The 23820-nt window shown below is 64.2% G+C and carries 23 protein-coding genes; 12 read left to right on the forward strand and 11 right to left on the reverse strand.

Features of this window, described 5'->3' with window-relative positions; all coding sequences use genetic code 11:
* The first annotated feature begins 61 nt into the window (after nt 1–61).
* The 5 genes from QQL28_RS05030 to QQL28_RS05050 all read left to right on the forward strand — a co-directional run bounded on the left by QQL28_RS05030 (nt 62) and on the right by QQL28_RS05050 (nt 6227).
* Nucleotides 62–1864 (forward strand): adenine deaminase, encoded by a 1803-nt coding sequence (locus QQL28_RS05030; RefSeq protein ID WP_284261791.1) that lies wholly within the window; start codon nt 62–64, stop codon nt 1862–1864.
* A gap of 154 nt (nt 1865–2018) precedes the next feature.
* On the forward strand, nt 2019–3809 hold the full coding sequence (gene gcl, locus QQL28_RS05035) for a glyoxylate carboligase (RefSeq protein WP_284261793.1): 1791 nt from the start codon (nt 2019–2021) through the stop codon (nt 3807–3809).
* 12 nt (nt 3810–3821) lie between these two features.
* Nucleotides 3822–4607, forward strand: coding sequence for a hydroxypyruvate isomerase (gene hyi, locus QQL28_RS05040; protein WP_284261795.1), 786 nt, complete (start codon nt 3822–3824; stop codon nt 4605–4607).
* Between the two features lie 230 nt (nt 4608–4837).
* On the forward strand, nt 4838–5725 hold the full coding sequence (locus tag QQL28_RS05045) for a 2-hydroxy-3-oxopropionate reductase (protein WP_284261796.1): 888 nt from the start codon (nt 4838–4840) through the stop codon (nt 5723–5725).
* Between the two features lie 115 nt (nt 5726–5840).
* Nucleotides 5841–6227, forward strand: a complete 387-nt coding sequence (locus QQL28_RS05050) for a DUF1236 domain-containing protein (protein ID WP_284261798.1) — start codon at nt 5841–5843, stop codon at nt 6225–6227.
* A 57-nt stretch (nt 6228–6284) separates the two neighbouring features.
* On the opposite strand, the gene QQL28_RS05055 is transcribed toward QQL28_RS05050, so the two are convergent.
* Both QQL28_RS05055 and QQL28_RS05060 read right to left on the reverse strand, forming a co-directional pair.
* Nucleotides 6285–6887 (reverse strand): thiamine pyrophosphate-dependent enzyme, encoded by a 603-nt coding sequence (locus QQL28_RS05055; protein WP_284261800.1) that lies wholly within the window; start codon nt 6885–6887, stop codon nt 6285–6287.
* Nucleotides 6888–6895: 8 nt separating this feature from the next.
* Entirely contained in the window at nt 6896–7456 is a 561-nt protein-coding gene (locus QQL28_RS05060; protein ID WP_284261802.1) for a thiamine pyrophosphate-binding protein, read from the reverse strand.
* 257 nt (nt 7457–7713) lie between these two features.
* Here QQL28_RS05060 and QQL28_RS05065 point away from each other — a divergent pair, with 257 nt between their 5' ends.
* Together QQL28_RS05065 and QQL28_RS05070 are read left to right on the forward strand one after the other, a co-directional pair.
* The gene (locus QQL28_RS05065) at nt 7714–8763 is read left to right on the forward strand and encodes a hydroxyacid dehydrogenase (protein ID WP_284261804.1); all 1050 of its coding nucleotides are present in this window, start codon (nt 7714–7716) and stop codon (nt 8761–8763) included.
* 124 nt (nt 8764–8887) lie between these two features.
* The gene (locus QQL28_RS05070; protein ID WP_284261806.1) at nt 8888–9100 is read left to right on the forward strand and encodes a hypothetical protein; all 213 of its coding nucleotides are present in this window, start codon (nt 8888–8890) and stop codon (nt 9098–9100) included.
* An 18-nt stretch (nt 9101–9118) separates the two neighbouring features.
* Here QQL28_RS05070 and QQL28_RS05075 read toward each other — a convergent pair whose 3' ends face one another.
* From QQL28_RS05075 to QQL28_RS05085, 3 genes are all read right to left on the reverse strand, one after another.
* Nucleotides 9119–9697, reverse strand: coding sequence for a GNAT family N-acetyltransferase (locus QQL28_RS05075; protein WP_284261807.1), 579 nt, complete (start codon nt 9695–9697; stop codon nt 9119–9121).
* A gap of 6 nt (nt 9698–9703) precedes the next feature.
* A complete protein-coding gene (locus tag QQL28_RS05080; RefSeq protein ID WP_284261809.1) occupies nt 9704–12061 on the reverse strand; it encodes an Orn/Lys/Arg family decarboxylase in 2358 nt (785 codons plus the stop codon).
* A gap of 66 nt (nt 12062–12127) precedes the next feature.
* Nucleotides 12128–12607, reverse strand: a complete 480-nt coding sequence (locus tag QQL28_RS05085; RefSeq protein ID WP_254096171.1) for an Lrp/AsnC family transcriptional regulator — start codon at nt 12605–12607, stop codon at nt 12128–12130.
* Between the two features lie 144 nt (nt 12608–12751).
* Here QQL28_RS05085 and ald point away from each other — a divergent pair, with 144 nt between their 5' ends.
* Together ald and QQL28_RS05095 are read left to right on the forward strand one after the other, a co-directional pair.
* Nucleotides 12752–13867, forward strand: coding sequence for an alanine dehydrogenase (ald, locus tag QQL28_RS05090; RefSeq protein WP_284261813.1), 1116 nt, complete (start codon nt 12752–12754; stop codon nt 13865–13867).
* A 237-nt stretch (nt 13868–14104) separates the two neighbouring features.
* Complete coding sequence (locus tag QQL28_RS05095; RefSeq protein ID WP_284261815.1) at nt 14105–14419, forward strand: hypothetical protein; 315 nt, start codon at nt 14105–14107, stop codon at nt 14417–14419.
* Here the strand turns inward: QQL28_RS05095 and QQL28_RS05100 are convergent.
* Entirely contained in the window at nt 14398–16308 is a 1911-nt protein-coding gene (locus QQL28_RS05100) for a flavin-containing monooxygenase (RefSeq protein WP_284261817.1), read from the reverse strand. The two genes, QQL28_RS05095 and QQL28_RS05100, sit on opposite strands and share 22 nt — an antisense overlap.
* A 61-nt stretch (nt 16309–16369) precedes the next feature.
* Here QQL28_RS05100 and QQL28_RS05105 point away from each other — a divergent pair, with 61 nt between their 5' ends.
* Together QQL28_RS05105 and QQL28_RS05110 are read left to right on the forward strand one after the other, a co-directional pair.
* Nucleotides 16370–16747 (forward strand): hypothetical protein, encoded by a 378-nt coding sequence (locus QQL28_RS05105; protein ID WP_284261819.1) that lies wholly within the window; start codon nt 16370–16372, stop codon nt 16745–16747.
* A 194-nt stretch (nt 16748–16941) separates the two neighbouring features.
* Nucleotides 16942–18000 (forward strand): YeiH family protein, encoded by a 1059-nt coding sequence (locus QQL28_RS05110; protein ID WP_284261821.1) that lies wholly within the window; start codon nt 16942–16944, stop codon nt 17998–18000.
* Nucleotides 18001–18087: 87 nt separating this feature from the next.
* Here QQL28_RS05110 and QQL28_RS05115 read toward each other — a convergent pair whose 3' ends face one another.
* The 5 genes from QQL28_RS05115 to QQL28_RS05135 all read right to left on the reverse strand — a co-directional run bounded on the left by QQL28_RS05115 (nt 18088) and on the right by QQL28_RS05135 (nt 22770).
* Nucleotides 18088–18960, reverse strand: coding sequence for an ABC transporter ATP-binding protein (locus QQL28_RS05115; protein WP_284261823.1), 873 nt, complete (start codon nt 18958–18960; stop codon nt 18088–18090).
* Nucleotides 18957–19829: an ABC transporter permease gene (locus QQL28_RS05120; protein WP_284262486.1), complete on the reverse strand. Its 873-nt coding sequence runs from the start codon at nt 19827–19829 to the stop codon at nt 18957–18959. The genes QQL28_RS05115 and QQL28_RS05120 overlap by 4 nt, the downstream gene beginning before the upstream one ends.
* Nucleotides 19830–19867: 38 nt before the next feature.
* Nucleotides 19868–21289 (reverse strand): ABC transporter substrate-binding protein, encoded by a 1422-nt coding sequence (locus tag QQL28_RS05125; RefSeq protein WP_284261825.1) that lies wholly within the window; start codon nt 21287–21289, stop codon nt 19868–19870.
* A 165-nt stretch (nt 21290–21454) separates the two neighbouring features.
* Nucleotides 21455–22228: a Crp/Fnr family transcriptional regulator gene (locus QQL28_RS05130; RefSeq protein WP_284261827.1), complete on the reverse strand. Its 774-nt coding sequence runs from the start codon at nt 22226–22228 to the stop codon at nt 21455–21457.
* Nucleotides 22229–22464: 236 nt separating this feature from the next.
* Nucleotides 22465–22770, reverse strand: a complete 306-nt coding sequence (locus QQL28_RS05135; protein WP_284261829.1) for a gamma-butyrobetaine hydroxylase-like domain-containing protein — start codon at nt 22768–22770, stop codon at nt 22465–22467.
* Nucleotides 22771–22996: 226 nt separating this feature from the next.
* On the opposite strand from QQL28_RS05135, the gene QQL28_RS05140 reads away from it, so the two are divergent.
* Nucleotides 22997–23770: a ferredoxin--NADP reductase gene (locus QQL28_RS05140; protein ID WP_284261831.1), complete on the forward strand. Its 774-nt coding sequence runs from the start codon at nt 22997–22999 to the stop codon at nt 23768–23770.
* Nucleotides 23771–23820 lie beyond the last annotated feature (50 nt).

Raw genomic sequence — 23820 nt, forward strand, 5'->3', positions numbered from 1 at the left:
TGCCCCTGCACACCGGGGGCGCAACCATCGCCGGGCCAGTCATGTCCCTGTGAGATTCCCGATGACCCAACTGACCCGCTTCGCCGTCGCGCCGCTACATTCGATGACGCGACGCCTCGCCGACGTCGCTTCGGCGCGCGTCGCGCCTGACCTCGTCATCACGGGTGCGCGGGTGCTGTCGACCTATTCGGAGCGCGTCCATCCGAACCGCGAGGTCTGGATCGTGGGCGGCCGGATCGCGGGCGTGAAGCCGGCGGGCACGGCCAAAAAGGCCTGGAGCGGCGTGGCGGTTTATGACGCTGCCGGCGGCATCATCGCGCCGGGGCTCGTCGATCCGCATATCCACATCGAATCTTCGATGGTGACGGCCTGCGCCTATGCGGAAGCGGTGCTGCTCAACGGCACCACCACGATCTTCTGCGACAGCCATGAGATCGGCAACGTCATGGACGTCGCCGGCGTCGAGGCGATGCTTCAGGACGCGCGCGAGGCGCCGCTGTCGATCTTCCTGACAGTGCCGTCGACGGTGCCTGCGACTTCGCCCGAGCTGGAGACTGCCGGCGGGGACCTCACGCCCGACAAGATCGCCGGCCTGTTCGATCGCTGGCCGGAAGCGGTCGCGCTCGGAGAGAAGATGGATTTCGTGCCGGTGACCATGGGCGACGAGCGCAGCCATGCGATCCTCGCTGCTGCGCTGAAGCGCGGGCGCCCGGTGTCGGGTCACGTCTATGGCCGCGAATTCGTCGCGGCCTATGCGGCATCCGGCGTCACTGATACGCATGAGGCGATTGATCGCGATATCGCCGATGACCTGCTCGATGCCGGCGTCTGGGTCTTCCTGCGCGGCGGGCCGCCGACGACCCCCTGGCACTCGCTGCCGCAGGCGATCCGCACCATCACCGAGCTCGGTGCCTCGCACAAGCGCACGGCCGTGTGCACGGACGACCGCGATGCCGACGATCTCTTCCTGTTTGGCCTGGACTGGGTGGTGCGCGAAGCCGTGAAAGCCGGGATGTCGCCGGAGCAGGCCTGGTCGATGGGCTCGCTCCATGGCGCGACGCGCTTCAACATGGAGGGCGAGATCGGCGGCCTCGGCGGCGGCCGCCGCGCCGATCTCGTGCTGATGGACGACGATCTGAAGCCGCAATGCACCTGGTATGGCGGCGAACTCGTGGTCGAGAAGGGCAAGATCACAGAGCGCCTCGATCAGGCGCTGTCGCAGCGCTATCAATACCCGAAGGCGGCCTATGCGACCGTGAAGCTGCCGGAACAGCTCAAGCTGACGCCGGAGTTGCCGGCGAAAGCTTGCACCGTCAACGCTATCAGGACCGCGCTTCCCGGCATCACATTGATCCACGAGAAGGTCAGAATCGAACCGGCGAAGGATTGGCCGACGCTGTTCGCGCGCCATGGCCTGTGCTTCGTGACGGTGGTCGAGCGCCATGGCAAATCGGCCGGCAACGTCGCCTATGGCCTCCTCAAGGACTTCGGCCTCAAGCGCGGCGCGGTGGCCTCCAGCGTCGGGCACGACAGCCACAACATCATCGTCGCCGGAACCAACGAAGCTGACATGCAGGTGGCGATCGCGGCGATCAAGGCGCAACAAGGCGGCGTGTGTGTCGTGGCGGACGGCAAGGTGAGGGCGCTGGTCCCGCTGCCGATCGCAGGGCTGCTCTCGGACAAGCGCATCACCGAGGTGGCTGAGGAGGTGCGGGCGCTGAAGACGGAATGGGCGGAGGCCGGCTGCACCATTCCCTACATGGGGTTCAATTTGATCCCGCTGTCGGTCATTCCGGAGATCCGCATCACCGACAAGGGACTGGTGCTGGTGCCGCAGATGGAGCTCGCGCCGCTGTTCGAGTAGCCGGCGTTTCACGGAACTTCTGATCTAACCGATTGAGACCGCCCCGCTTTTTCTGCGGCTGCCGCATCGTGGGAAATAAAATCGATCTCGTTGAGAGCGCGTCCTCTGCGCCCGATGATCACGCTCGAAGTCACGCAACCGAGCGAGGTCCGATATGGCGAAGATGCGAGCCGTCGATGCTGCCGTCCGCATTCTGGAGAAGGAAGGTATCTCGACCGCCTTCGGCGTTCCCGGGGCCGCGATCAATCCGCTTTACTCGGCGTTGAAGAAGCGCGGATCGATCCGCCACATCCTGGCTCGCCATGTCGAGGGTGCCTCCCACATGGCGGAGGGCTTTACGCGGGCGAAGGCCGGCAATATCGGCGTCTGCATCGGCACGTCCGGGCCAGCCGGCACCGACATGATCACCGGGCTTTATTCGGCGATCGCCGATTCCATTCCGATCCTCTGCATCACCGGGCAGGCGCCGCGCGCGCGGCTCTACAAGGAGGACTTTCAGGCGGTCGATATCGAATCGATCGCAAAGCCCGTGACCAAATGGGCAGTCACCGTGCGCGAGCCCGCGCTGGTGCCGCGCGTGTTCAGCCAGGCCTTTCACGTGATGCGCTCGGGGCGCCCGGGGCCGGTGCTGATCGATATGCCGCTCGACGTGCAGCTCGCCGAGATCGAGTTCGACGACGAGACCTATGAACCGCTGCCGGTCTACAAACCGACCGCGACGCGCAAGCAGGTCGAGAAGGCGCTGGAGATGCTCAATGCCGCCGAGCGGCCGCTGATCGTGGCGGGTGGCGGTATCATCAACGCCGATGCCTCCGACCTGCTCGTCGAATTCGCCGAGACCGTGAACGTGCCTGTTGTCCCGACGCTGATGGGGTGGGGCGCGATCCCCGACGATCACGTTCTGATGGCAGGCATGGTCGGCTTGCAGACCAGCCATCGCTACGGCAATGCCACCATGCTCGAATCCGATTTCGTGCTTGGCATCGGCAATCGCTGGGCCAACCGGCACACCGGCTCGATCGAGACCTACACTAAGGGCCGCAAGTTCGTGCATGTCGACATCGAGCCGACGCAGATCGGGCGCGTGTTCAACCCCGATCTGGGCATCGTTTCGGATGCGAAGGCTGCGTTGGAATTGTTCGTCACCGTCGCCAGGGAGTGGCGCCGGTCAGGCAGGTTGCGCGAGCGCCAGGCGTGGCCCGCGGCCTGCCGCGATCGCAAGCGCTCGATGCTGCGCAAGAGCCATTTCGATAACGTGCCGATCAAGCCGCAGCGCGTCTATGAGGAGATGACCAGGGCGTTCGGACGCGACACCTGCTACGTCACCGTGATCGGCTTGTCGCAGATCGCCGGCGCGCAGTTTTTGGGCGTCTACAAGCCGCGCAACTGGATCAATGCGGGGCAGGCGGGCCCGCTCGGCTGGACGCTGCCCGCAGCCCTCGGCGTGCGCGCGGCATGTCCGGATCGCGACATCGTTGCGCTTTCGGGCGACTACGACTTCCAGTTCCTGATCGAGGAGCTCGCGGTCGGCGCGCAGTTCAATCTGCCCTACATCCACGTCGTCGTGAACAATTCCTATCTCGGCCTGATCCGCCAAGCGCAGCGCGGCTTCGACATGGACTATCACGTCCAGCTTTCCTTCGAGAACATCAATGCGCCCGAGCTCGGGGTCTACGGCGTCGACCACGTTGCGGTCGCCGAGGGCCTTGGCTGTAAGGCGATCCGCGTCACCGATCCCAAGGACGCGCAGGCCGCGTTCGCAACGGCGCGCGAGTTGATGGCGAAGCACCGCGTCCCCGTGGTGGTCGAGTTCATTCTCGAACGCGTCACCAACATCGCGATGGGCACCGAGATCGACAACATCGTCGAGTTCGAAGAAGTGCTCGATCTGCGGCTCGACGAGGTCGAGAGCACGCGCCCGGGCGTCTTGCAGCCGGCGGAATAGGGAGAACAGATCGTGCCGAAATTTGCCGCCAACCTCACCATGCTCTTCAACGAGATGCCGTTTGTCGACCGCTTTGCTGCGGCGAAGGCGGCAGGCTTTTCCGGGGTCGAATATCTCTTTCCCTATGATTTCGACAAGGCACTACTGCGCGAGCAGCTCGACAGCTATGGCCTCACTCAGGTGCTGCACAATCTCCCCGCCGGCAATTGGGCGGGCGGCGAGCGCGGTATCGCGATCCTACCCGATCGCGTCGCCGAATTCCGCGACGGCGTGTTCCGCGCCATCGACTATGCCAAGGCGCTTGATTGCGACCAGCTCAACTGCCTCGCCGGCATCGCACCGGCGGATGCCGATCCGCGCGAGCTGAACGAGACGCTGGTCGGAAACCTGCGCTTCGCTGCGGCCGCGCTGGCACGCGAGAACATCAAGCTGCTGGTCGAGCCGATCAACACGCTCGACATTCCCGGCTTCTTCCTCAACGGCACCGAGCAGGCGGTGCAGCTCATCTCCGAGGTGCGGTCGAGCAATCTTTACGTGCAGTACGACATCTATCACATGCAGATCATGGAGGGCGATCTCGCCCGCACCATCGAGAAGCGTCTCGACCGCATTGCGCATATCCAGCTTGCGGACAATCCCGGCCGCCACGAGCCGGGCACGGGCGAGATCAACTACCCCTTCCTGTTCCGCCATCTCGACGCGATCGGCTATCGCGGCTGGATTGGCTGCGAATACAAGCCGCGCACCACGACACTGGAAGGCCTGTCCTGGCACGCGGCTCAAACCTTCGAGACCTGAGCGAGACCTGAGAATGTAGCCACGGCGATGCTGCGCTCCCTCTCCCGCTTGCGGGAGAGGGCTGGGGTGAGGGTGCCCCCGCGGTGGGATTGCTGAGGTGCACCGAGAAAATCCCCGAGCGGATAAAGCCCTCACCCGTCGCTTCGCGCCGACCTCTCCCGCAAGCGGGAAAGGTGCAGTGCGCTCGTGGATAGACTTAGCCAGAACTGTTGCAGAGGAAAAACGACACCATGATCGACATCGGCTTCATCGGACTTGGCACCATGGGACGGCCGATGGCCGGCCATCTCCTGGCGGCGGGCCATCGGCTGTTCCTGCACGACGTCGCGCCGGTTGCGCCGGAGCTGATCGCGGCCGGCGGCGTCGACTGCAAATCGGCGAAGGAGGTTGCGGAGGAGGCGGATGCCGTCATCATCATGGTGCCGGATACGCCGCATGTGGAGGCCGTGCTGTTTGGCAAGGACGGCGTCGCGAGCGGCATCTCCAAGGGCAAGATTGTTGTCGACATGAGCTCGATCTCGCCGCTGGCGACGAAGGAGTTTGCCAAAAGGATCGAGGCGCTCGGTGCCGATTATCTCGACGCACCGGTGTCGGGCGGCGAGGTCGGTGCCAAGGCGGCAAGCCTGACCATCATGATCGGCGGTCCGGAGCGCGCCTTCAACACCATGAAGGGCGTGTTCGACAAGATGGGCAAGAACGTCACCCGCGTCGGCGCCAATGGTGACGGCCAGACCACGAAGGTCGCGAACCAGATCATCGTCGCGTTGACGATCGAGGCGGTGAGCGAGGCCTTGCTGTTCGCCTCCAAGGCCGGCGCGGATCCCGCGCTGGTGCGGCAGGCGCTGATGGGCGGGTTTGCGTCGTCGCGGATCCTCGAAGTCCATGGCGAACGCATGGTGAAGCGCAATTTCGATCCGGGCTTCCGCATCGAGCTGCACCAGAAGGATCTCAACCTCGCGCTCGAAGGCGCACGAGCGCTCGGCCTTTCGCTGCCGAGCACGGCGGTGGCGCAGCAATTGTTCTCGGCCTGCACTGCGCATGGCGGCAAGGCGTGGGATCATTCGGCGATGGTGCGCGCGCTCGAACTGATGGCGGGCCACGAGATCGCCGCAGCGTAAAACTGTTACGCAGTAACACTCTCTGGATGGATGTCGCTCCAGCCGTTCGGGAACCCGGAACTATCACCGGGCCCGACGGTTGACGGCGCAAGACCAAACAATCCGGAGAGAGGACATGAAGACCCGTCTTTTGATTTCGTTGGCTGCCGCTTCGCTGCTGGCGTCGAGCGCAGCCTTTGCCCAATCGACCACAGCCGAGGGCGCCGCAAACGGCGCACGCGCGGGCGGCGAGGTCGGCGGCCCGGTCGGTGCGATGGTCGGCGGCACCGTGGGTGCAGCCGTCGGCGCAGGTCTCGAAATTCCGAACGCGGTGCTGGGTGGCATTCCGCGCGGCGAGCCATCAGTCGTGGTGCATGAGCGCGTCGTGGTCGGCGAGCCGCTGCCGCCCACCGTGGTGCTGCATCCGGTCCCGAACTATACCGAGTATCGCTATGCGGTCGTCAACGACCGTCGCGTGATCGTCGAGCCGCGCACGCGCAAGGTCATCAGGATCATCGATTGATCGTCGTGGATGGAGGTCGAGGCCCCGCGGAGGGGTTTGCCGCGGGGCCTCGCGTGTTCAAAGCGGCTGCCGCACGCCGAGGCCCTGCATGAAGCGCTCGCGGATTTGCACGGGATCGCGGCGCGTGGTGCCGACGCCCGGCTTGTCGTCGATCCGCACCGCAATGAGGCTCGGCTCCGAGGCCGTCAGCGAAGCCTCGACCAGCCGCTCGAAATCCTCTTCATCCGCGGCCCAGGCGCTGTTTACGAGACCCGAGCCCGCCGCAATTGCCACGACATCGGCTACGCCGGCGGCCGGCGTCGGCTGCGCACCGGTGATCTGGTAGATGCCGTTGTCCATCACGATCACGGTGAGGTTCTTCGGCCTCAAGTTCGCGATCGTCGACAGCGCGCCAAGCTGCATCAACAGCGACCCGTCGCCTTCGAGCGCAATGACGCGGCGGTCGGGCTGCGCCAGCGCGACCCCGAGCGCGATCGGGAAGGCGAGGCCCATGCTGCCGAGCATATAAAAATTCTGCGGGCGGTGGCCGGCGGCCCACAGGTCGAAATTGGTGTTGCCGATGCCGCCGATCACGGCTTCCTCGTTGTTGAGCTTCGCGATGAGGCGTGAGGTGACGTCGAAGCGGTTCATCACCTTGGTATTGCCTTGGGTGCTGTTCATGGCCGATCTCACTTGTCGAAGACCTTGCCGCCGGTGAGCAGCGGGTTGAGGATCAGCGCCACCGGCGCCTGGGTGGTGACGGCCTGCTTGATCGAACGGTCGGCAATGAATTCGAGCTCGCCGAGCCGCGTAATGGTGTGGTGCTCGATCGCGAGCGAGTCCAGCACCGGGCGCATGGTGCGGCAGACCAGCGCCTGGCCGTAGTTGAACTCGCCGAGCGTGCCGCGCTCGGACACGAACATGATCAGCGGGATCTGATAGGGCACCGCGAGCGAGGCCAGCACATTGGCAAGAGTGGCAAAGCCCGAGGTCTGCATCAGCACCGCGCCCCGCCGTCCGCCCATCCAGGCGCCGGAGACGATGCCGACGGCTTCCTCCTCGCGTGCGGTCGCAAAGGTCGTGAAGAAGGGATCGGCGTGCAGGGCGTTGATCAGCGGCGTCAGAACGCGATCGGGCACGTAGGGCACCAGGCTGACCTCGTTCCGCTTCAGGGTCTGCAGCACGATGCCGTGCCAGCTTCGTTCGGTGGGAGACATCTGGGGCGGGGGCTGCTGCTCCACGATCGTCATCTCGTCCTCCCTTCCGCGACACCTTTTTGGTCTATGCGCGGTGCCGCTTCATAGGCGTCTTGGTCCCGAACTTGACGTGGCGGGCGGGATTGTCAACATGTCAGAGCCGGCACGGTGGTCTGCGCTCTCCGCGCTGCCATGGCCGGCGCTGCCGTGTCATAAGCGACCATAACGAGACCAACGGGAGGACGGCCTGGAATGTGCGCAATGCGCGCCGCTCCTGGGACACCTCCTTGCGAGGAGCCGGAAACATTTCGATGCCCGTCAACACCAAGCGCGTCTTCTACGTCAAATATCTCGCGCATCCGATCTATGTCGACGTGCTGAAGGCGCGGAGCGACGTCCGGCTCGATCGCATCGAGAATGAAAGCCCCGAAGATGTCTTTGCGCCGATCCTGGAGGCCGCGCACGTCTACCAGATCGGCGCGGCGCGGGACGAGCTCGCTCCGCACTTCCATGCCCAGGCCGAGCTGTTGAAGCGCGCGCCGAACCTGCTGATCGTCTCATCCAACGGCGCCGGTTTCGACCCGGTCGATGTCGAGGCCTGCACGGCGGCGGGCGTGCTTGTCGTCAATCAATCCGGCGGCAACGCCCATTCGGTTGCCGAGCACGCGCTGGCGATGATGCTCACGCTGTCGAAGCGCATCATCCAGTCGGACCGCCGTCTGCGGCGTGAGCGCGACGTCAACCGCAACGATCTCATCGGCAACGAGGTCGGGGGCAAGACCGTCGGCATCGTCGGGCTCGGTAATGTCGGCCGCCGCGTCGCCGCGCTCTGCAACACCCTGCTGGGGATGAAGGTCCTGGCTTACGATCCGTACCTTTCGGCAGACGTGATGGCCGCGCGGGGCGGCGAGAAGGTCGAGCTCGACGAGCTCCTGCGCCGGTCCGACTTCGTCTCGATCTCCTGTCCGCTGACCAGGGAGAGCCGTGGCATGATCGGCGTGCGCGAATTTTCGCTGATGCAGCCGCACGCCTATTTCGTCACCACCGCGCGCGGCTTCATCCATGACGAGGACGCGCTGCTCCAGGCCCTGCGCGACGAGCGCATCGCCGGCGCCGGCCTTGACGTCTGGTCCAAGGAGCCGCCGCCGCCGGAGCATCCGCTCCTTCAGTTCGACAACGTGCTGGCGAGCCCGCACACCGCGGGCGTGACCCGGGAGGCCCGCCAGAACATGGGACGCATCGCCGCCGAGCAGGTGCTGGATGCGCTCGACGGCAAGCGGCCGCCGCGCATCATCAACCCCGAGGTCTGGCCGCATTACGCCGAGCGCTTCCGGAAGGCGTTTGGAGTCACGCCAGGATAGGGCGCGGCGGCTGACGGATCGGGATGAGGCCGGGACGCGGCGCTCAGTTTGATCCCGCTCAAAATCTCCTTCCCTCCGTTGGGCTAAATGGGACTAGAGTGCTGCCGGGGCAGCAGGAGGTCCCATGTCACGCTATGTCGTCAGGTTCATGAAGGACGTGCTCGGCGAGTACGGCCGGCAGAGTGAGGTCTGCCAGGGAACCCTGGAAATCGACGCTTCCTGTGAAAGCGAAGCGACCGAGCGGGCCAAGCTGAAATTCTGCAAGGACCAGGCGTTGCATCACTGGTCCCTGCATGCGGATCGCATCCATGTGAAGGCGGCCGATTTTCCGTCCTGAGGCGGGGGGCCGGCGCGTTCAGCGGCCGAGGATGGACGCGGGCGGCGGTGCGGTCGCGCCGGCGCCGAGCGATCGCTGCACCATGACGGTATCGGACCAGCGGCCGTGGCGGTAGGCGACCCCGCACAACAACCCGACCCGTGCAAAGCCGAATTTTTCGTGCAGCGCCAGCGATGGCGCATTGTCGGCGTCGATATAGCCGATCATCTGGCGGAAGCCGGCCGCCGCGCAAGCGTCGACCAACTCCTGAAGCAACAGGCGGCCGACACCGCGGCCGAGATGGTCGTGATGCACGTAGATCGAGTGCTTGGCGGTGTAGCGATAGGCCGGCCGCTTGCGAAACAGCACGGCATAGGCATAGCCGATCACCTCGCCGCGCCAGGACGCGACCAGGTGGGGGAGGCGCGTCTGCCGCAGGTTCTTGCGCCGGTCGCGCAGATCGTCGGGCTCGGGCGCGCCGGTGCCCTCGACGTCCTTCGCCACGCCGTGGCGGACGTGATGGCGGTAGATCGCCAGCATCGCCTCGACATCGCTGTCGCGCGATGGCCGGACCAGGACCGGCTCGTCATCCTCGCGCATGAGGCTTGTTCCGCTCATCGATCGCTACTCGGCGACGACGTAAGTGTAGAGCCCGATCCGGCCGGCGGCGTCGACCTCCTTGTAGACGCCCTGGATCTCGACGTCGAAGCCCGGAAACGTGTTGAAGCAGGTCTCGAACATCCTGAGATAATCGATCATGGGTTTCGCGCGTTCCGTGAGCCGCTCGCCGGGCACGATGGTGGCGATGCCGGGCGGATAGACCACGAAAGGTGTGGTGGCGATGCGGCCGGCGATGGCCTCGATCGGCAGATAGTCGACGTCGTTGCGGATCAGGCAGCGTGCGGCGTCGCGCGGCGATAGCGCGATCTCCGGGAGGTGCTCAGGCAGGAATTGGCGCGCCTGGAGCGCGCTGACATCGGCTTGGCGGAAGAAGCGGTGCATCTCGGCACAGAGATCGCGCAGTCGCACGCCGGCATAGCGCGCCTGCCGGCGCTGATAGAATTCGGGGATGGCGTCCGCCAGCAGCGCATTGTCGTCGTGCAGCTTCTTGAACGCGACGAGCCCCGAGATCAACGTGCCGGCCTTGCTCGCCTCGACGCCCGGTGTCAGCAGGAATAGCAGGGAGTTGAGGTCGTTCTTCTCGGCAACGATGCGGTTCTCGCGCAAGTATTGCGCGACGACGGGGGCGGGGATGCCGTGCTCGGCATAGGTGCCGGTGGCGCGATCGAAGCCGGGCGTGAGCAGCGTCAGCTTGTTCGGATCGGTCATGGCAAAGCCCTCGGTCATGCCGGGGAAGCCGTGCCAGGTGCTGTCGGGGCCGAGCTGCCAAAGCGCGGGATTGGTCGCAAGCTCGTCGGTCGAGAGCGTTTCCCAGGCGACGTTATGCGCCGCGCCCGGCCGGCTCACGTCGGGAATGGCAACGCGGTCGGGAACGAAGGGCTCGAAGAACCAGCGCCGGTCGATGGTCTGCTCCTTCTCCTCGAACTCGCGCCGCATCGCGCGGATCTTCTTGCGCAGCTCGATGCCGAGACGGATCGTGTCGTCCCACAGCACCTCGCCCGAGCGGCCCTTCATCATCTGCGCGCCGACGTCGAGGGAAGCAAACAGCGGATAGAACGGCGAGGTCGAGGCGTGCTGCATGAAGCTTTCGTTGAAGCGGCGGTGCTCGACGCGCCGCTTCTGGCCGCGGATATGGCGGTCCCGGATGTGGATCTGGGACGCCTGCGAGAAGCTCGCGAGCTGCTTGTGGGTCGACTGCGTCGCGATGATGCCGGGTGCGTCCGGCGTCAGCCCCGACAAGCCCATGGCGAAGCGCCCGGCATAGAGCGGGTGGAACTTCATGAAGCCGGCCCAGGCCTCGTCGAACAGGATGTAGTCGCAGAGGTGGCCGATGCGCTTAAGGATCATTTCGGCACTGTGGATGGTGCCATCATAGGTGCATTGCTCGACGACTGCGACGCGGAACGGCCGCTCCTTGCGCCAGGCGTCGCGATCGCTGACCAGGGGGTGGTTGCGGATCGCTTCGCGCAGCGCCTTCTCGTCGAGCGCCTCCCAGCGCATCGGTCCGATCAGGCCCCAGGCGTTGCGGATGGTCGGGACGTAAACCGGGATGCCGCCATTGATCATCAGCGCGCCGTGATGGGCGGCCTTGTGGTTGTTGCGGTCGAACAGCACGAGATCGCCGTCGGTGACGAGCGCGCCGAGGGCGACCTTGTTGGACGTCGAGGTGCCGTTGAGCACGAAGTAGGTCTTTTCCGCACCGAAGATCTGGGCCGCTTCCTTCTGCGCTTTCAGCGCCGGTCCTTCGTGAGTGAGGAGATCGCCGAGATCGAGCACGGAATTGTCGAGATCGTCGCGGAACACGGACTCGCCGAGATGCTCGACGAAGACACGGCCGATCGGGCTGCGGCTATAGAACATGCCGCCATTGTGGCCGGGGCAGGTCCAGAGCTGGTTGCCTTCCTCGGCATAGTCGACCAGTGCGCCGAAGAACGGCGTCTTCAGCGTCTCGGCATATTGCTTGAGCCGGCTGATCAGGTTCTTTGCGATGAAGGGCGGGGTCTCCTCGGAAAGGAAGACGTAGCCGTCGATGAAGTCGAGCACCTCGACCGGCAGATCCTCGAACCGCTTGCGCCGGATCAGGAGGATGATCGGGAAGTCGAGGCCGCGGCGCCGCATCAGGTTGATCAGGGCGGCGGTCTTGCCTTCCAGCCCTTTCTTGCCCCAGTCGACCACCATGCAGCCGATCGCAGCGTCCGTCTGCACCGCGATTTCGGCATCCTCGAGCTTGCGGGCCCTGACGACCTCGAAGCCGGAGCGCTGGATCTCCTCGATGATCTGGTTGAAGCGGATGCCCTCGAGGTCGTCGGCATCGAACACAGGGGCTGCGAACAGGAAGTTGAAGCGCTTGAAATAGTCCATGGTGGGTCCCGAACATGCGAAGCTCACAGCTCTCGGCATATTCGATGACAGTTAGATGACAGAGGTCTACCGCTTCATCTCGCCGAACACCACGGTCGGCACGGCGCGGTTGACGACTTCGCGCAGCGCGAAGCTCGATTGCACCCGGGCGACGCGCGGCAGGCGCGACAGCTCGGTTCGGTGGATGCGCTCGAAATCCTGGATGTCGCGCGCGAGCACGATCAGGATGTAGTCGTCGGTGCCCGACATCAGGAAGCAGCGCACGACGGAGGGGCATTTCACCACCTCGGCCTCGAAGGCCTTCAGCGCCTCCTCGCTCTGGCTCTCCAGCGCGATTCGCACCAACACCGTCGTGGTGAGGCCGAATTGCCCGAGATCGAGCGCGGCTTGGTAGCCGTGGATATAGCCGTCATCCTCCAGCGCCTTCTGCCGCCGCGCCAGCGCCGTGCTCGACAGGCCGACCTTGTTGGCGAGCTCGGTGTGACTGGCTCGCGCATTGGTGGTGAGTTCCGCGAGGATGGCGAGATCTTTTCGGTCGAGGGCCAAGGTTTCGTTTCCAGCGTGGAAGGGGCAATCGGCGCCGGAAACCGGCGTCGGGGTGCCGAAACTAGCCGATATTTGCACGAAACCAAACCGGCGCGGCCGTTAACATGAAGAGGAGAATCAAGACGTTAAGGTAAGGAGCTCGCTATGCGCGTTGGTGTTCCCAAGGAGATCAAGGTGCACGAATATCGGGTCGGGCTCACCCCCGGAGCCGTTCGCGAATATGCCGCGGCCGGGCATGAGGTCTTGGTCGAAACCGGTGCGGGCGAGGGCATCGGCGCCTCCGACGATGTCTACCGCAAGGCGGGCGCCGCGATTGCGGGCAGCGCGCGCGAGATCTTTGCCAAGTCCGAGATGATCGTGAAGGTGAAGGAACCGCAGCAGAGCGAGTGGACGCAGCTTCGCGAGAATCAGATCCTCTTCACTTATTTGCACCTCGCGCCGGATCCCGCGCAGACCAAGGGCCTGCTCGCCTCCGGCTGCACCGCCATTGCCTACGAAACCGTCACTGACGCGGGCGGCCACCTCCCTCTGCTCGCGCCGATGAGCGAAGTCGCTGGCCGTCTTGCGATCGAGGCGGCCGGCGCCGCGCTGAAGCGTTCGGCAGGCGGACGCGGCGTGCTGCTCGGCGGCGTGCCCGGCGTGCAGCCGGCGCTGGTCGTCGTGCTCGGCGGCGGGGTCGTCGGAACCCAGGCGGCACGCATGGCGGCGGGGCTTGGGGCAGAGGTCACCGTCATCGATCGTTCCATCCCGCGCCTGCGTCAGTTGGACGACATGTTCCTTGGTCGCGTGCGCACGCGTTTCTCCACGATCGAGTCCGTCGAGGACGAGGTGTTTTCCGCCGATGTCGTGATCGGCGCGGTGCTGGTGCCCGGCGCGAGCGCTCCGAAACTGGTTACGCGTGCGATGCTCAAGTCGATGCGGCCGGGCGCCGTGCTGGTCGACGTTGCGATCGATCAGGGCGGCTGTTTCGAGACCTCGCGTCCGACGACCCACGCCGAGCCGACCTACGAGGTCGACGGCGTCGTGCATTACTGTGTCGCCAACATGCCGGGCGCGGTGCCGGTGACATCGAGCCAGGCGTTGAACAATGCCACGCTGCCGTTCGGGCTGATGCTCGCAGACAAGGGCTTTGCAGCCGCGCTCGAGAATCCGCATTTGCGCAACGGCCTCAACGTCTATCGCGGCCGTATCACCAACAAGGCGGTGGCGGAGAGTCTTGGTCTGCCGTTCTCGCCGGTCGAGAGCAGTCTTGCGGCGTGACGGTGCCGTCACATCAGGCTTGATGATCACGCATTAGGCAAAATGCGTGGTCGCTCCCTAGTTGCAAATACTACAATATGCTCTGTTCGCATCTCGCGCAAAAGTTCCTGTGCGTGCGAGAAAAATGCGATCACGGATCCGTTCACGTCGTCTCCAAATTTCCTCGAAATGGTCACATCCGGGTTAGGTTGCTGGCATTGATAGGCAGGATCCGAATCTTCGTGCGGAACAGTCCGAATGCTTGGCGTTCTCATTCTCGTTCTGGTCGCCGCGATCTCGTTTGCGGCGGGCTATGTCACGCGCGATCGCATTTCGCGAAAGCGCCGCGCCAATTATCTGAAATGGGAACCGTACGTTCGATCGGGCAAACGGCCGGCGCAGCCGCCAGCGTTTCTCGTTCGCGCGCCGAAGCCTCAGGCGCCACGCATCAGCGCAGTCGATGGCGCAGGTTCAGCGCAGCCTCTTGCGCAACCGACCGTCTCGCAGGCGCCCGTCGCGCAGCCGCCGGCTGACGCCGAGCGCCGTCAGGTTCACGCTTTCGTCAGGCGGTAGTCGCCGAGATCAGGGTCGTGCGTCATCCGCCAGTAGTCCACGAAGCGCCACGGCATCGCTGAGAACACCCGGCCGCTTGTGTTGCGGTAGTAGGTGGTCATGCCGGGATGGGTCCAGATCATCGCCTCGTGCTCGGCGTCGACCTTCCGGATGTAGTCGTCGTGCACATCCTGGCGGACGTCGATGGCGGCGACATCGTTTTCCATCATCTCGACGAGACAGGCCGAAATGTAGCGGCTCTGGCATTCCGACTGGAAGATCACGCTGCCGCCATGCGCCGGGCCGGAGTTCGGGCCAAGCATGCAGAAGAAGTTGGGGAAACCCGGGACCGTGAGGCCGAGAAACGCGGTCGGATTGTCGCCCGCCCAGGCGTCGCGGAGATTCCTGCCGTCGCGGCCGGTGATATCGAGACGGGCCGCCATCTCCGTGACCTTGAAGCCGGTCGCGACCACGATGATGTCGGCCGGACGGCTCTTGCCGTCCGATGTCACGATGCCATCGCGATCGACATGATCGACCGCGTCGGTGACCAGCTCGACATTTTCGCGCGTCAGCGTCTTGAACCAGTTGTTGTCGAGCAGGATGCGCTTGCCGTAAGGAGGATAAGTCGGCACGCATTTGGCGATCAGGTCGGGGCGGTCCCTCAGCTCCGACAGGATGAAGTCGGTCAGCTCCTGGCGATGCCGATCGTTACCCTTGTTCACCGCGCGCTCTGGATGCGGCCAGGCCGGATCCTTGCGCAGGAACGGCAACAGCCCGTCGCCATAGCGCCAGAACATGTTGAAGCGGTACCACTGCACGTAGAACGGCAGATGCGCAAGCAGCCAGCGCGCGCCCTCTGTGATTGGATCGGAATAGCCCTTCACCGGTCGCGCCCATTGTGCGGAGCGCTGGTAGACGGTGACGGAATCAACGCGGGATGCGATCGACGGCACGAGCTGCATCGCGGTCGCGCCCGTGCCGATGACCGCGACGCGCTTGCCGTCGATATTGATGTCGTTCGACCACAGCGCCGAATGGAGGATCCGGCCCTTGAAATCCTCCTCGCCTTTGAAGCGGGCGCGGGAGGGATCGTTGAGCTGGCCTATCGCGCTGACGAGTGCCGTGGACTCGAATGTCTCTTCGCCGCTGCTCGTTCTCAGCGTCGAGATCCAGCGGCGCCTGCTCTCGTCCCATCGCGACGAGGTCAGTTGCGTGTTCAGCCGAAGATGCTTGCGGAGGCCAAACTCGTCGGCGACCTTCCTGAGGTAGTCGAGCAACTCCTCGCGCTGGCAGAAATAGCGCGTCCACGCGTTGCGCGCGCCGAAGGAGTAGGAATAGGAATGGTTCGGCGTGTCGACGCCGCAGCCGGGATAGCGATTGATCCACCAGGTGCCGCCGAGCTCGGCGTTCTTCTCGACGATGGTGTAGGGGATGCCGAGATGACCGAGCGCCACGCCAAGCGCAATGGCGCAGACGCCGGCGCCGACGATCAGCACGTGCTGCTGCGCCGCTTGCGGCTCGGATGGACGTCTGCTCCAGCGCGCCTCGCGCGGCACAAAGCCCATCTCCTCGCGCATCAGCGGCGCATATTCCGGCGCGACATTCTCCCCGAGACAGGCACGCATCATCTTCAGGAGGAGTTCTTCGCTTGGATCGGCGATGACCGGTTTTGGCGTGCCATTGGCGAAGAGCTTCAAGACCGCGGCGCGGATTTCGTCCTGGACCTCCTTCGGAACGCCCGCCTCGGGGTCGGGAATGAGGCGGATGTCGCGCTTGGGCAGGTATGGAGGCTCGAGCCAGCGCTCATTCCCCGTCATGTGAACCAGCACCATCAGGAGGCAGCGGATGTCGCCCTCAGCGATCGCCGAGGCGAGGTCGTGGTGCTGGCGCGGCAGTTCGATGTTCATCAATCGTCTCGATTCGGCAAAAGTGACCGCGGTATCGCCAATCTGACCGAGCTTCGGCGGCGTGGCTTGGGCCAAGGCGCCGCGAGAAGAAAACTATCGCCCGCGCCTCACCCGGCAGAAGGAGTTTCCCCTCCCGGGCCCAAAAAAGCCAATCGGTTTCATTGCGCGGAGCGAGGGAAACGACGACATTCCAGCCACACAGCAGTGGATTGGTTTTGTGATGGAACGCGCAGATTTCGAGCCTTTTGGCGAGCGCCTGGCCCCCGAAGGGGATGTCCAGCCGCAGTCGCGCGCCTCCAAATATCTGCTCTGGGCCGGCACCGGGGTGTTCTGGTCACTGGTGGGCGCCATCGTGCTCGCCCGCGCTGCCTTCTTCGAGCCGGGGGTCTTCGATAGCTTTAGCCGTGTCGCCTCCCTCGCCAAGGGCCTGATCTTCTAGATCCCTCTGTTCGTCTAGGTCCCTCTATCGGCTTAATTCAGTCCTGCCGGATTTCACGCGGCAGCGACGGCTTTTGCGGCGTGTGTGGAAGATTGGCGCCCAAGGACATTACTTGCTTTCATAGGCCCTACTTGGAAATATATTACCCACTCACGCCATTCGGCGTATAAAATCTTCTCCTTCGGGAGATTTGAGTGGCCGATAACAAGATACCCTCCGCAGCCGGCGCAAGACCGGTCACCACCGCAAGCCGGCTGACAACGCTGATTCCTGGCGTTCTCCTGTGCATTGGCGTCGCCGGAATCTCAGCAAGCCTCGAAGGCGTCGAGCGACAGGTCTTCGCGCATCCCTATGTCGAGGCGCTCGTGATGGCGATCCTGCTCGGCATGGCCGTGCGCAGCTTTTGGAAGCCGTCGGAGCGCTGGCAGGCCGGCATCGCCTTCAGCGCCAAGCAGCTTCTCGAAGTCGCGGTGATGTTGCTCGGGGCCTCCATCAGCTTTGCCGCGATCGCCGCGTCCGGCGTGACGCTGCTCGCGGCGATCGCCGCCGTCGTCGTGGTCGCGCTCTGCGTCTCGTTCGGCTTGAGCCGTATGCTTGGCCTGTCCACAAGGCTGTCGATCCTGATCGCCTGCGGCAATTCCATCTGCGGCAACTCGGCGATCGCCGCCGTGGCGCCGATCATCGGGGCCAACAATGACGAGATCGCATCCTCGATCTCCTTCACCGCGATCCTCGGCGTGATGATGGTGCTGGGCCTGCCGCTGCTCATCCCGCTCCTGCAACTGACGGCGACGCAATATGGCATTCTCGCAGGGCTGACCGTCTACGCCGTGCCGCAGGTGCTCGCGGCCACCGTGCCGGCTGGGCTGGTCAGCACGCAGATCGGAACGCTGGTGAAGCTGATGCGCGTGTTGATGCTGGGGCCGGTCGTCGTCGGCCTTTCCCTCATTGCCTCGCGCCGGCAGGGCGGCACGAAGAAGACCAGCGTCGGCTTCTTCCGGCTCGTGCCCTGGTTCATCCTCGGCTTCCTCGCGCTCGCCACGCTCCGTTCGCTCGAGATCGTTCCCTCGACCGTCGTCGGTCCGGTGACGAAGATCACCAGCTTCCTCACCGTCGTTTCCATGGCCGCGCTCGGCCTCGGCGTCGACGTGCGCGTGCTCGCCAATGTCGGAGGACGCGTGACGGCGGCGGTGACGCTGTCGCTGATGCTGCTGCTCGGGATCAGCATCGCACTGGTGCACTGGTTTAAGTAAGGTCGGGCTTCCGACGCGAACTCCTCTTCCTTCTCCCCTTGTGGGAGAAGGGATGCCAGCTCGCAAACCTCACGAAGGATCGCAGCGCTAAATCACGTCCGCCAGCGAATGGCCGTGCAGCTCGATGTTCAATCCCTGCATGCCCAGATCGTTGATCTCGCCGCCCATCGCCTTCAGGCTCTCCTCGCGGATCAGGGACATCAGCCCGCGGCGCAGCGCCAGGAATTCCGAGGACATCATCATCGATTGCTGCCGCGGCCGTTCCAGCGGAATCGGGATCTCCGCCTTGATCGAGCCGGGTCGCGCGGTCATGCAGTAGACGCGGTCGGAGAGGAAGATCGCCTCATCGATGTCGTGGGTGACGAATAGGACCGAGATCTTCAGCCGCTGCCACATGTTGGTGAGGATCTGCTGCATGATCACCCGGGTCTGCGCGTCCAGCGCGCCGAAGGGCTCGTCCAGCAGCAGCACCTTCGGCCCCGTCGCGAGCGCACGCACGATGCCGACGCGTTGCTTCATGCCGCCGGAGAGCTTTTCCGGATAATGCTTCTCGAAGGCCTCGAGGCCAGCGAGTCCGAGCAACGTGCGCGCGGCGCGCTCGCGCTGCGAGCGCGGCATGCCGCGCATCTTCAGGCCGAACTCGACATTCTCGCGCACCGTCTTCCAGGGAAACAGCGAATATTGCTGGAACACCATGCCGCGCTCGGCGCTCGGCCCGCTGACGCGTTCGCCGTCGACCGTGATGGTGCCGGTGGTGGGTTTGAGAAACCCCGCCACCGCATTCAGGAAAGTCGACTTGCCGCAACCCGACGGCCCGACGATCGAGACGAATTCGCCCGGCTTGACATGGATATGCGTGTTGGTGACGGCCTCGACCGATCCATCGATGGTCTCATAGCTCAGCGAAAAATTCTTGACCTCGATATGCCCCTGCGGTGTGGCGGTCGCGATCTCGCTCATTTCGCCCTCCATGGCATCACGAGTTGACCGGCGCCGCGGATCAGCAGGCTCGATCCGAGGCCGAGCACGCCGATCGCGATCATGCCGAGCGCGATGTCGGCATATTGGACCAGCGAATAGGCCTCCCAGGTGAAGTAGCCAATGCCGTATTGCCCGGAGATCATCTCGGCTGCGATCAGCGACACCCACGCGACTCCCATGCCGATGGTGAGGCCCGTGAAGATGTGCGGGAGCGAGGCCGGAAAATACACCTCGCGGAAGATCGAGCGCTCGCGCGCGCCCAGGCATTGCGCCGCGCGCACCAGCACGGGGTCGACCAGCGACATGCCGTGCAGCGTGTTGACCAGGATCGGGAAGAACGAGCCGAGGAAGGTGATGAAGACGATGCTCTGCTCGTTGGTCGGCCACAGCATGATCGCCATCGGTACCCATGCGATCGCCGGGATCGGCCGCAGCACTTCCGCAACCGGGAATACAATCTCATGGACCAGCTTGAAACGGCCCATGATCAGCCCGAGCAGGACGCCGACAATGGCCGCCAGCGAGAAGCCGAAGAAGATGCGCCGGCAGCTCAAGAGGATGTGCAGCAGGAATTTCGGATCGTGGATCGCCTTGGTGAAGCTCGCATAGACCGCCAGCGGCGAGGGCACGTTGGTGAAGCGCACGAAGAACACGACGCGGTAGGTCGTGAGCAGATGCCAGACGAGCAGGAAGGCGGCGAGCGAGATCACGCCGATGGCGGTCGCGCGCAAGCTGTCCTGGTTGAGCCGGTACCAGCGCCCTGCCAGGGCGCCGAACGAGGGCGGCGCGGGGGTCGGCGTCATGACTGGCACAGGCGTAGGCTCGGTAACGGCTGCGGCTGCCGGCATGGCGTCGTCCTGATGGCGCAGGATGGCGGGGCTGCTGCTCACGTCTTGCCTCCGGTGACGGCCGATTTCACCGCGTCGTCGAAGCCGAGAACCTTGCCGTTGATCTTGGTGGCATAGGCTTCCGCGTCCTTCTTCAGGAGGAACGGTGCGATGTCGTCGCCACCGACGGCATAGAAGGCCTGGTCGGCGAACAGCTTGATGCCGCGGGTCGTGTCGAAGACATAGGCGACGTTGATCTTCTTGCCCTTGGCCTTGAAGTCGGCATAGGCGCCGAGTGTGCAGGCGGCACTCGCGAAGCGCAGGATGCCGGCCTCGTCGACCCACACCTCGCCCGCCTTGCGTGGATCGGCGATCGGCTTCTTGCAGAACGTATCCTCGCCGGTGATTTCGTAGTTCCTGGTGCTGCCGAGCTGCGCGTCGTAGTCGAGCTTCATCTCGGCATAGGCCTTGCGGATGTAGCTGTCGTCGACCCACTTCTTCGGATCGAACTCCTTCATGCGCCCGAGGTTTTGCAGCACCTTGACGTCGGTCGTGGCCGCATCGATCAGCGCCGGCTTGATGGAGGGATCGGTGGTCATGTTGCCGCTCGGTCCCAAGAAGATGTAGACGACCTCCTTGCTGATGCCGGTCCACTCCTGGATCTTCTCGGCCGCAAGCTTGGGATTGTCGCGCAGCCACTGGTTGGCGGCGATGATCGCCTTCATGTAGGCGACGACGACCTCCGGATATTTCTCGGCGAAATCGGTGCGCACGACGATGCCGTGGAAGGTCGGCAAATTGGTCTCGACGCCGTCGAAAATCTTGCGCGCGAAGCCGCGGAACGGCAGCAGCTCGGCGAAGGGCACGAAGTCGGCATGGGCGTCGATCTTCTTTTCCTGGAGGTTGGTCGAGCCGACCTCCGGGCTTTGGCTCACGAGCTGGAAGAAGTCGGATGCATAGCCGCGGTCCTGCATCGCCTTCAGCACCATGCCGTGCGCGGCGGAGCCGAAGGGCACGCTGACGAGCTTGCCCTTGAGATCGGCGAGATCGTAGTAGGGTGAATCCTTGTGGACGACGATGCCGTTGCCGGAGCCGGAGAGGCTGTAGGCGGCGACGCCGATCAGCCGGCTCTTGCTCTCGGGATTGCTCTCGAAGGTGAAGCCGTTTACGATCAGCGGGTAGTCACCCATCATGCCGATCTGGAGCTTGTTGGCCATCATCGCGTTGGTGACGGGCGGGCCGGATGTGAAATTCTGCCACTCCAGCTCGAACTTGATGTTGGCGTATTTGCCGTCGGTTGGCAGATATTTTTCGAGGAGATGAAGCTGTCGGATGACGACGCCGGCGGTGACCGTATTGGTCGTGGTGTCCTGCGTGCCGATGCCGAGGGTGACTGTCTCCGCCATCGCGGGCTGCGCCAGCAAGAGCGCCAGCGAAGTCACCGACATCGCGATCGAGAGCGTGGGAAGATGGCGGACCATTCTCATCCTCATTCGGTTGGATGTGCTGTGGTTGCCATGATTGGGGGAGGGCGTCGGCAGGGCAAATCCGGATTTACCGCCGCAGTCGATTAGTTGCCGCCAAAGACCGGTTGCATACTCCTTGGGCAGTTTTGCAGTTGAAAGCCAATTGCATGTGCACCGGTCCTAATCGGACGCCTGGCCGCGCATCTCCTCCAGGATGTCGGGGCGGCAGACCAGGATCTGCGAGCGCTTTGTCTGAACGATTCCCTTTTCCTGCATGCGCTTCAGGCTGATCGTGACCCATTGCCGGGTCGCTCCGACCATGTGGGCGATGTCGGCATGGGTGAAGGCGGCGGCGATCACCCTGCCGTCGGCGTCTTCCACGCCATAGAGCTCGACGAGGTGGAGCAACAGATGCGCGAGCCGCTGGGTGATCGAGCGCGTTCCCAGCATCTGGGCCAGCGCCGAATAGCATTTGCCCTTGAAGGTCAGGCCTTCGATCAGGCCGATGGCGAGGTTGGGGATTTCGGCTGCGAGCGTTCGCAGCTCTTTTCCGGGAAGGTGCACGACGCTGCAATTGCTGGATGCAACGCCGGACCATTGATGTACGGTGCCTTCGAACACTTCGGGCCCGCCGACGAAATTGCCGACATGCCAGTAGGCGAGCGTGATCTCGCGGCCCAGGGGCGAGGTGTAGAAGACGCGGATGCGGCCGCTCTCGATCAGCCAGATGCCGTCGTGCTTGCCGCCCTGACTGAACAGCGTCTGGCCGCGGTTGAGCACCTTGCGGCGGCCCTGCTTCAGCACCAATTCGCGTTCGCGCGGCGTGAGCTTGTCCATCAGCGGCGGCGGCCCGCCGATCCACTGCTGGTTCTCGGTGAGCAGCAGCGAGGAGCTTCCGGCGGGCCGGACCGTTGCGGGAACAGTCCCGCGAACCGCATTGGCCGCCTGCAACATCACCTGCCTCCGGATTGTTCAAATCGTTCTAAGGAGGAGCAATGTCCGTGCCAGATGGGGGGAGCCGGAACGCTTGGGGGCAAGCGGCTGCCATACACTCCCTGTCGTCGCCCGCGTAGTAGGCGGGCGATCCAGTATTCCAGAGACGTTCGTTAGATACGGAAAAGCCGCGGCGTACTGGATTCCCCGCTTTCGCGGGGAATGACAGCGAACATATGGCTGGCGTGTTCGCGAGCTTAACGTCCCGCCAAGCTCAGCAAATACGGCTTGGGGTAAATCCCGCGGTTGTGGCCGTCCGAGAACGAGATGTTCAGCCCGTAGCCGAGGTCGCCGATCTCGGTGATGGCGATGCCCGGAAACCCTTGGGGGAAGCGGCCGTCGAAGCGGGCGCGGGTGCAGTGAGCGCATTTGCAGGAGAGGCGGAGCTGCTCGGCGGCAAGCATCACCTCGCCATCGCGCGTGGTGCGCACCACGAGCGTCGCAAGATCCGCGCTTGTTGTGTAGTCAGTCACCGTTGGTGCGACCAAGGCAGTCGTGGTCATGGCGAGCCTCCGGCCTCCTTCTAGCCCGCAGAGAAAGCCTCCCGATAGCAACTAATTGCCGGACTCTAACGGACGCGACAGTCACGGGCGAGCGCGCGGCTGCCTCCTCTTCGATCATTGCCCGCGAAATGTGAAACTAATCGACCGGGAACGGCAGTTCGCCGTTGCGGGAAAAGCTCCTCTCCGAAACTTTCCGGCCCATCAGGCAAGCACGGAGAGACGAACGATGAGCGCTTTTCAGAAGGAAACGGTCCTGTCGGTGAAACACTGGACCGAATCCCTGTTCAGCTTCACCGCGACGCGCGATCCCGGCTTCCGCTTCCAGAACGGCCAGTTCGCCATGATCGGGCTCGAGGTCGACGGCCGGCCGCTGATGCGCGCCTACAGCATGGCGAGCGCCAATCACGAGGAGAATCTCGAGTTCTTCTCGATCAAGGTGCCGGATGGTCCGCTCACCTCGCGGCTCCAGAAGATCAGGGAAGGCGACATCATCCTGGTCGGCCGCAAGCCCACGGGCACGCTGATCACCGGCAATCTCATTCCGGGAAAGCGGCTGCTCCTGCTGTCCACCGGCACGGGCCTCGCGCCCTTCGCGAGCTTGATCAAGGACCCAGACGTCTACGAGAATTACGAGACCATCGTGCTCGCCCATGGCTGCCGCCAGGTTTCCGAACTCGCTTATGGCGAGCATCTGGTCGAGGGCCTGCGTAGCCATGAATTCCTGGGCCCCCTGATCAGGGACAAGCTGATCTATTACCCGACCGTCACGCGTGAGCCGTTCCGCAATCGCGGCCGCATCACCGACCTGATTGCGTCGAACCAGCTGTTCGACGACATCGGCCAGCCCGGCCTCGACCGCGATACCGATCGCATCATGCTGTGCGGCAGCCCCGCGATGCTGGATGAGCTTCATGCGATGTTCGCGGCCCGCGGTTTCGCCGAAGGCAATCATAGCCAGCCCGGCCACTTCGTGATCGAGAAAGCCTTCGTGGAGCGGTGAGGGCAAATCGCATCCCGGCGACAACTAATTGCTATCGCCGGCAAGACACC

The sequence above is a fragment of the Bradyrhizobium iriomotense genome (genome assembly GCF_030160715.1).
GTDB classification, from domain to species: Bacteria; Pseudomonadota; Alphaproteobacteria; order Rhizobiales; family Xanthobacteraceae; genus Bradyrhizobium; species Bradyrhizobium iriomotense.

What these genes read in the sequence shown, in the direction of transcription:
- gcl (WP_284261793.1), top strand. Translation starts at nt 2,019, where the DNA reads ATGGCGAAGATGCGAGCCGTCGATGCTGCCGTCCGCATTCTGGAGAAG.
- QQL28_RS05115 (WP_284261823.1), bottom strand. Translation starts at nt 18,960, where the DNA reads ATGAGCGAGATCGCGACCGCCACACCGCAGGGGCATATCGAGGTCAAG.
- QQL28_RS05140 (WP_284261831.1), top strand. Translation starts at nt 22,997, where the DNA reads ATGAGCGCTTTTCAGAAGGAAACGGTCCTGTCGGTGAAACACTGGACC.
- QQL28_RS05120 (WP_284262486.1), bottom strand. Translation starts at nt 19,829, where the DNA reads ATGCCGGCAGCCGCAGCCGTTACCGAGCCTACGCCTGTGCCAGTCATG.
- QQL28_RS05075 (WP_284261807.1), bottom strand. Translation starts at nt 9,697, where the DNA reads ATGAGCGGAACAAGCCTCATGCGCGAGGATGACGAGCCGGTCCTGGTC.
- QQL28_RS05135 (WP_284261829.1), bottom strand. Translation starts at nt 22,770, where the DNA reads ATGACCACGACTGCCTTGGTCGCACCAACGGTGACTGACTACACAACA.
- QQL28_RS05065 (WP_284261804.1), top strand. Translation starts at nt 7,714, where the DNA reads ATGCCCGTCAACACCAAGCGCGTCTTCTACGTCAAATATCTCGCGCAT.
- ald (WP_284261813.1), top strand. Translation starts at nt 12,752, where the DNA reads ATGCGCGTTGGTGTTCCCAAGGAGATCAAGGTGCACGAATATCGGGTC.
- QQL28_RS05080 (WP_284261809.1), bottom strand. Translation starts at nt 12,061, where the DNA reads ATGGACTATTTCAAGCGCTTCAACTTCCTGTTCGCAGCCCCTGTGTTC.
- QQL28_RS05125 (WP_284261825.1), bottom strand. Translation starts at nt 21,289, where the DNA reads ATGGTCCGCCATCTTCCCACGCTCTCGATCGCGATGTCGGTGACTTCG.
- QQL28_RS05100 (WP_284261817.1), bottom strand. Translation starts at nt 16,308, where the DNA reads ATGAACATCGAACTGCCGCGCCAGCACCACGACCTCGCCTCGGCGATC.
- QQL28_RS05050 (WP_284261798.1), top strand. Translation starts at nt 5,841, where the DNA reads ATGAAGACCCGTCTTTTGATTTCGTTGGCTGCCGCTTCGCTGCTGGCG.
- QQL28_RS05055 (WP_284261800.1), bottom strand. Translation starts at nt 6,887, where the DNA reads ATGAACAGCACCCAAGGCAATACCAAGGTGATGAACCGCTTCGACGTC.
- QQL28_RS05070 (WP_284261806.1), top strand. Translation starts at nt 8,888, where the DNA reads ATGTCACGCTATGTCGTCAGGTTCATGAAGGACGTGCTCGGCGAGTAC.
- QQL28_RS05030 (WP_284261791.1), top strand. Translation starts at nt 62, where the DNA reads ATGACCCAACTGACCCGCTTCGCCGTCGCGCCGCTACATTCGATGACG.
- QQL28_RS05060 (WP_284261802.1), bottom strand. Translation starts at nt 7,456, where the DNA reads ATGACGATCGTGGAGCAGCAGCCCCCGCCCCAGATGTCTCCCACCGAA.
- QQL28_RS05130 (WP_284261827.1), bottom strand. Translation starts at nt 22,228, where the DNA reads ATGTTGCAGGCGGCCAATGCGGTTCGCGGGACTGTTCCCGCAACGGTC.
- QQL28_RS05095 (WP_284261815.1), top strand. Translation starts at nt 14,105, where the DNA reads ATGCTTGGCGTTCTCATTCTCGTTCTGGTCGCCGCGATCTCGTTTGCG.
- QQL28_RS05045 (WP_284261796.1), top strand. Translation starts at nt 4,838, where the DNA reads ATGATCGACATCGGCTTCATCGGACTTGGCACCATGGGACGGCCGATG.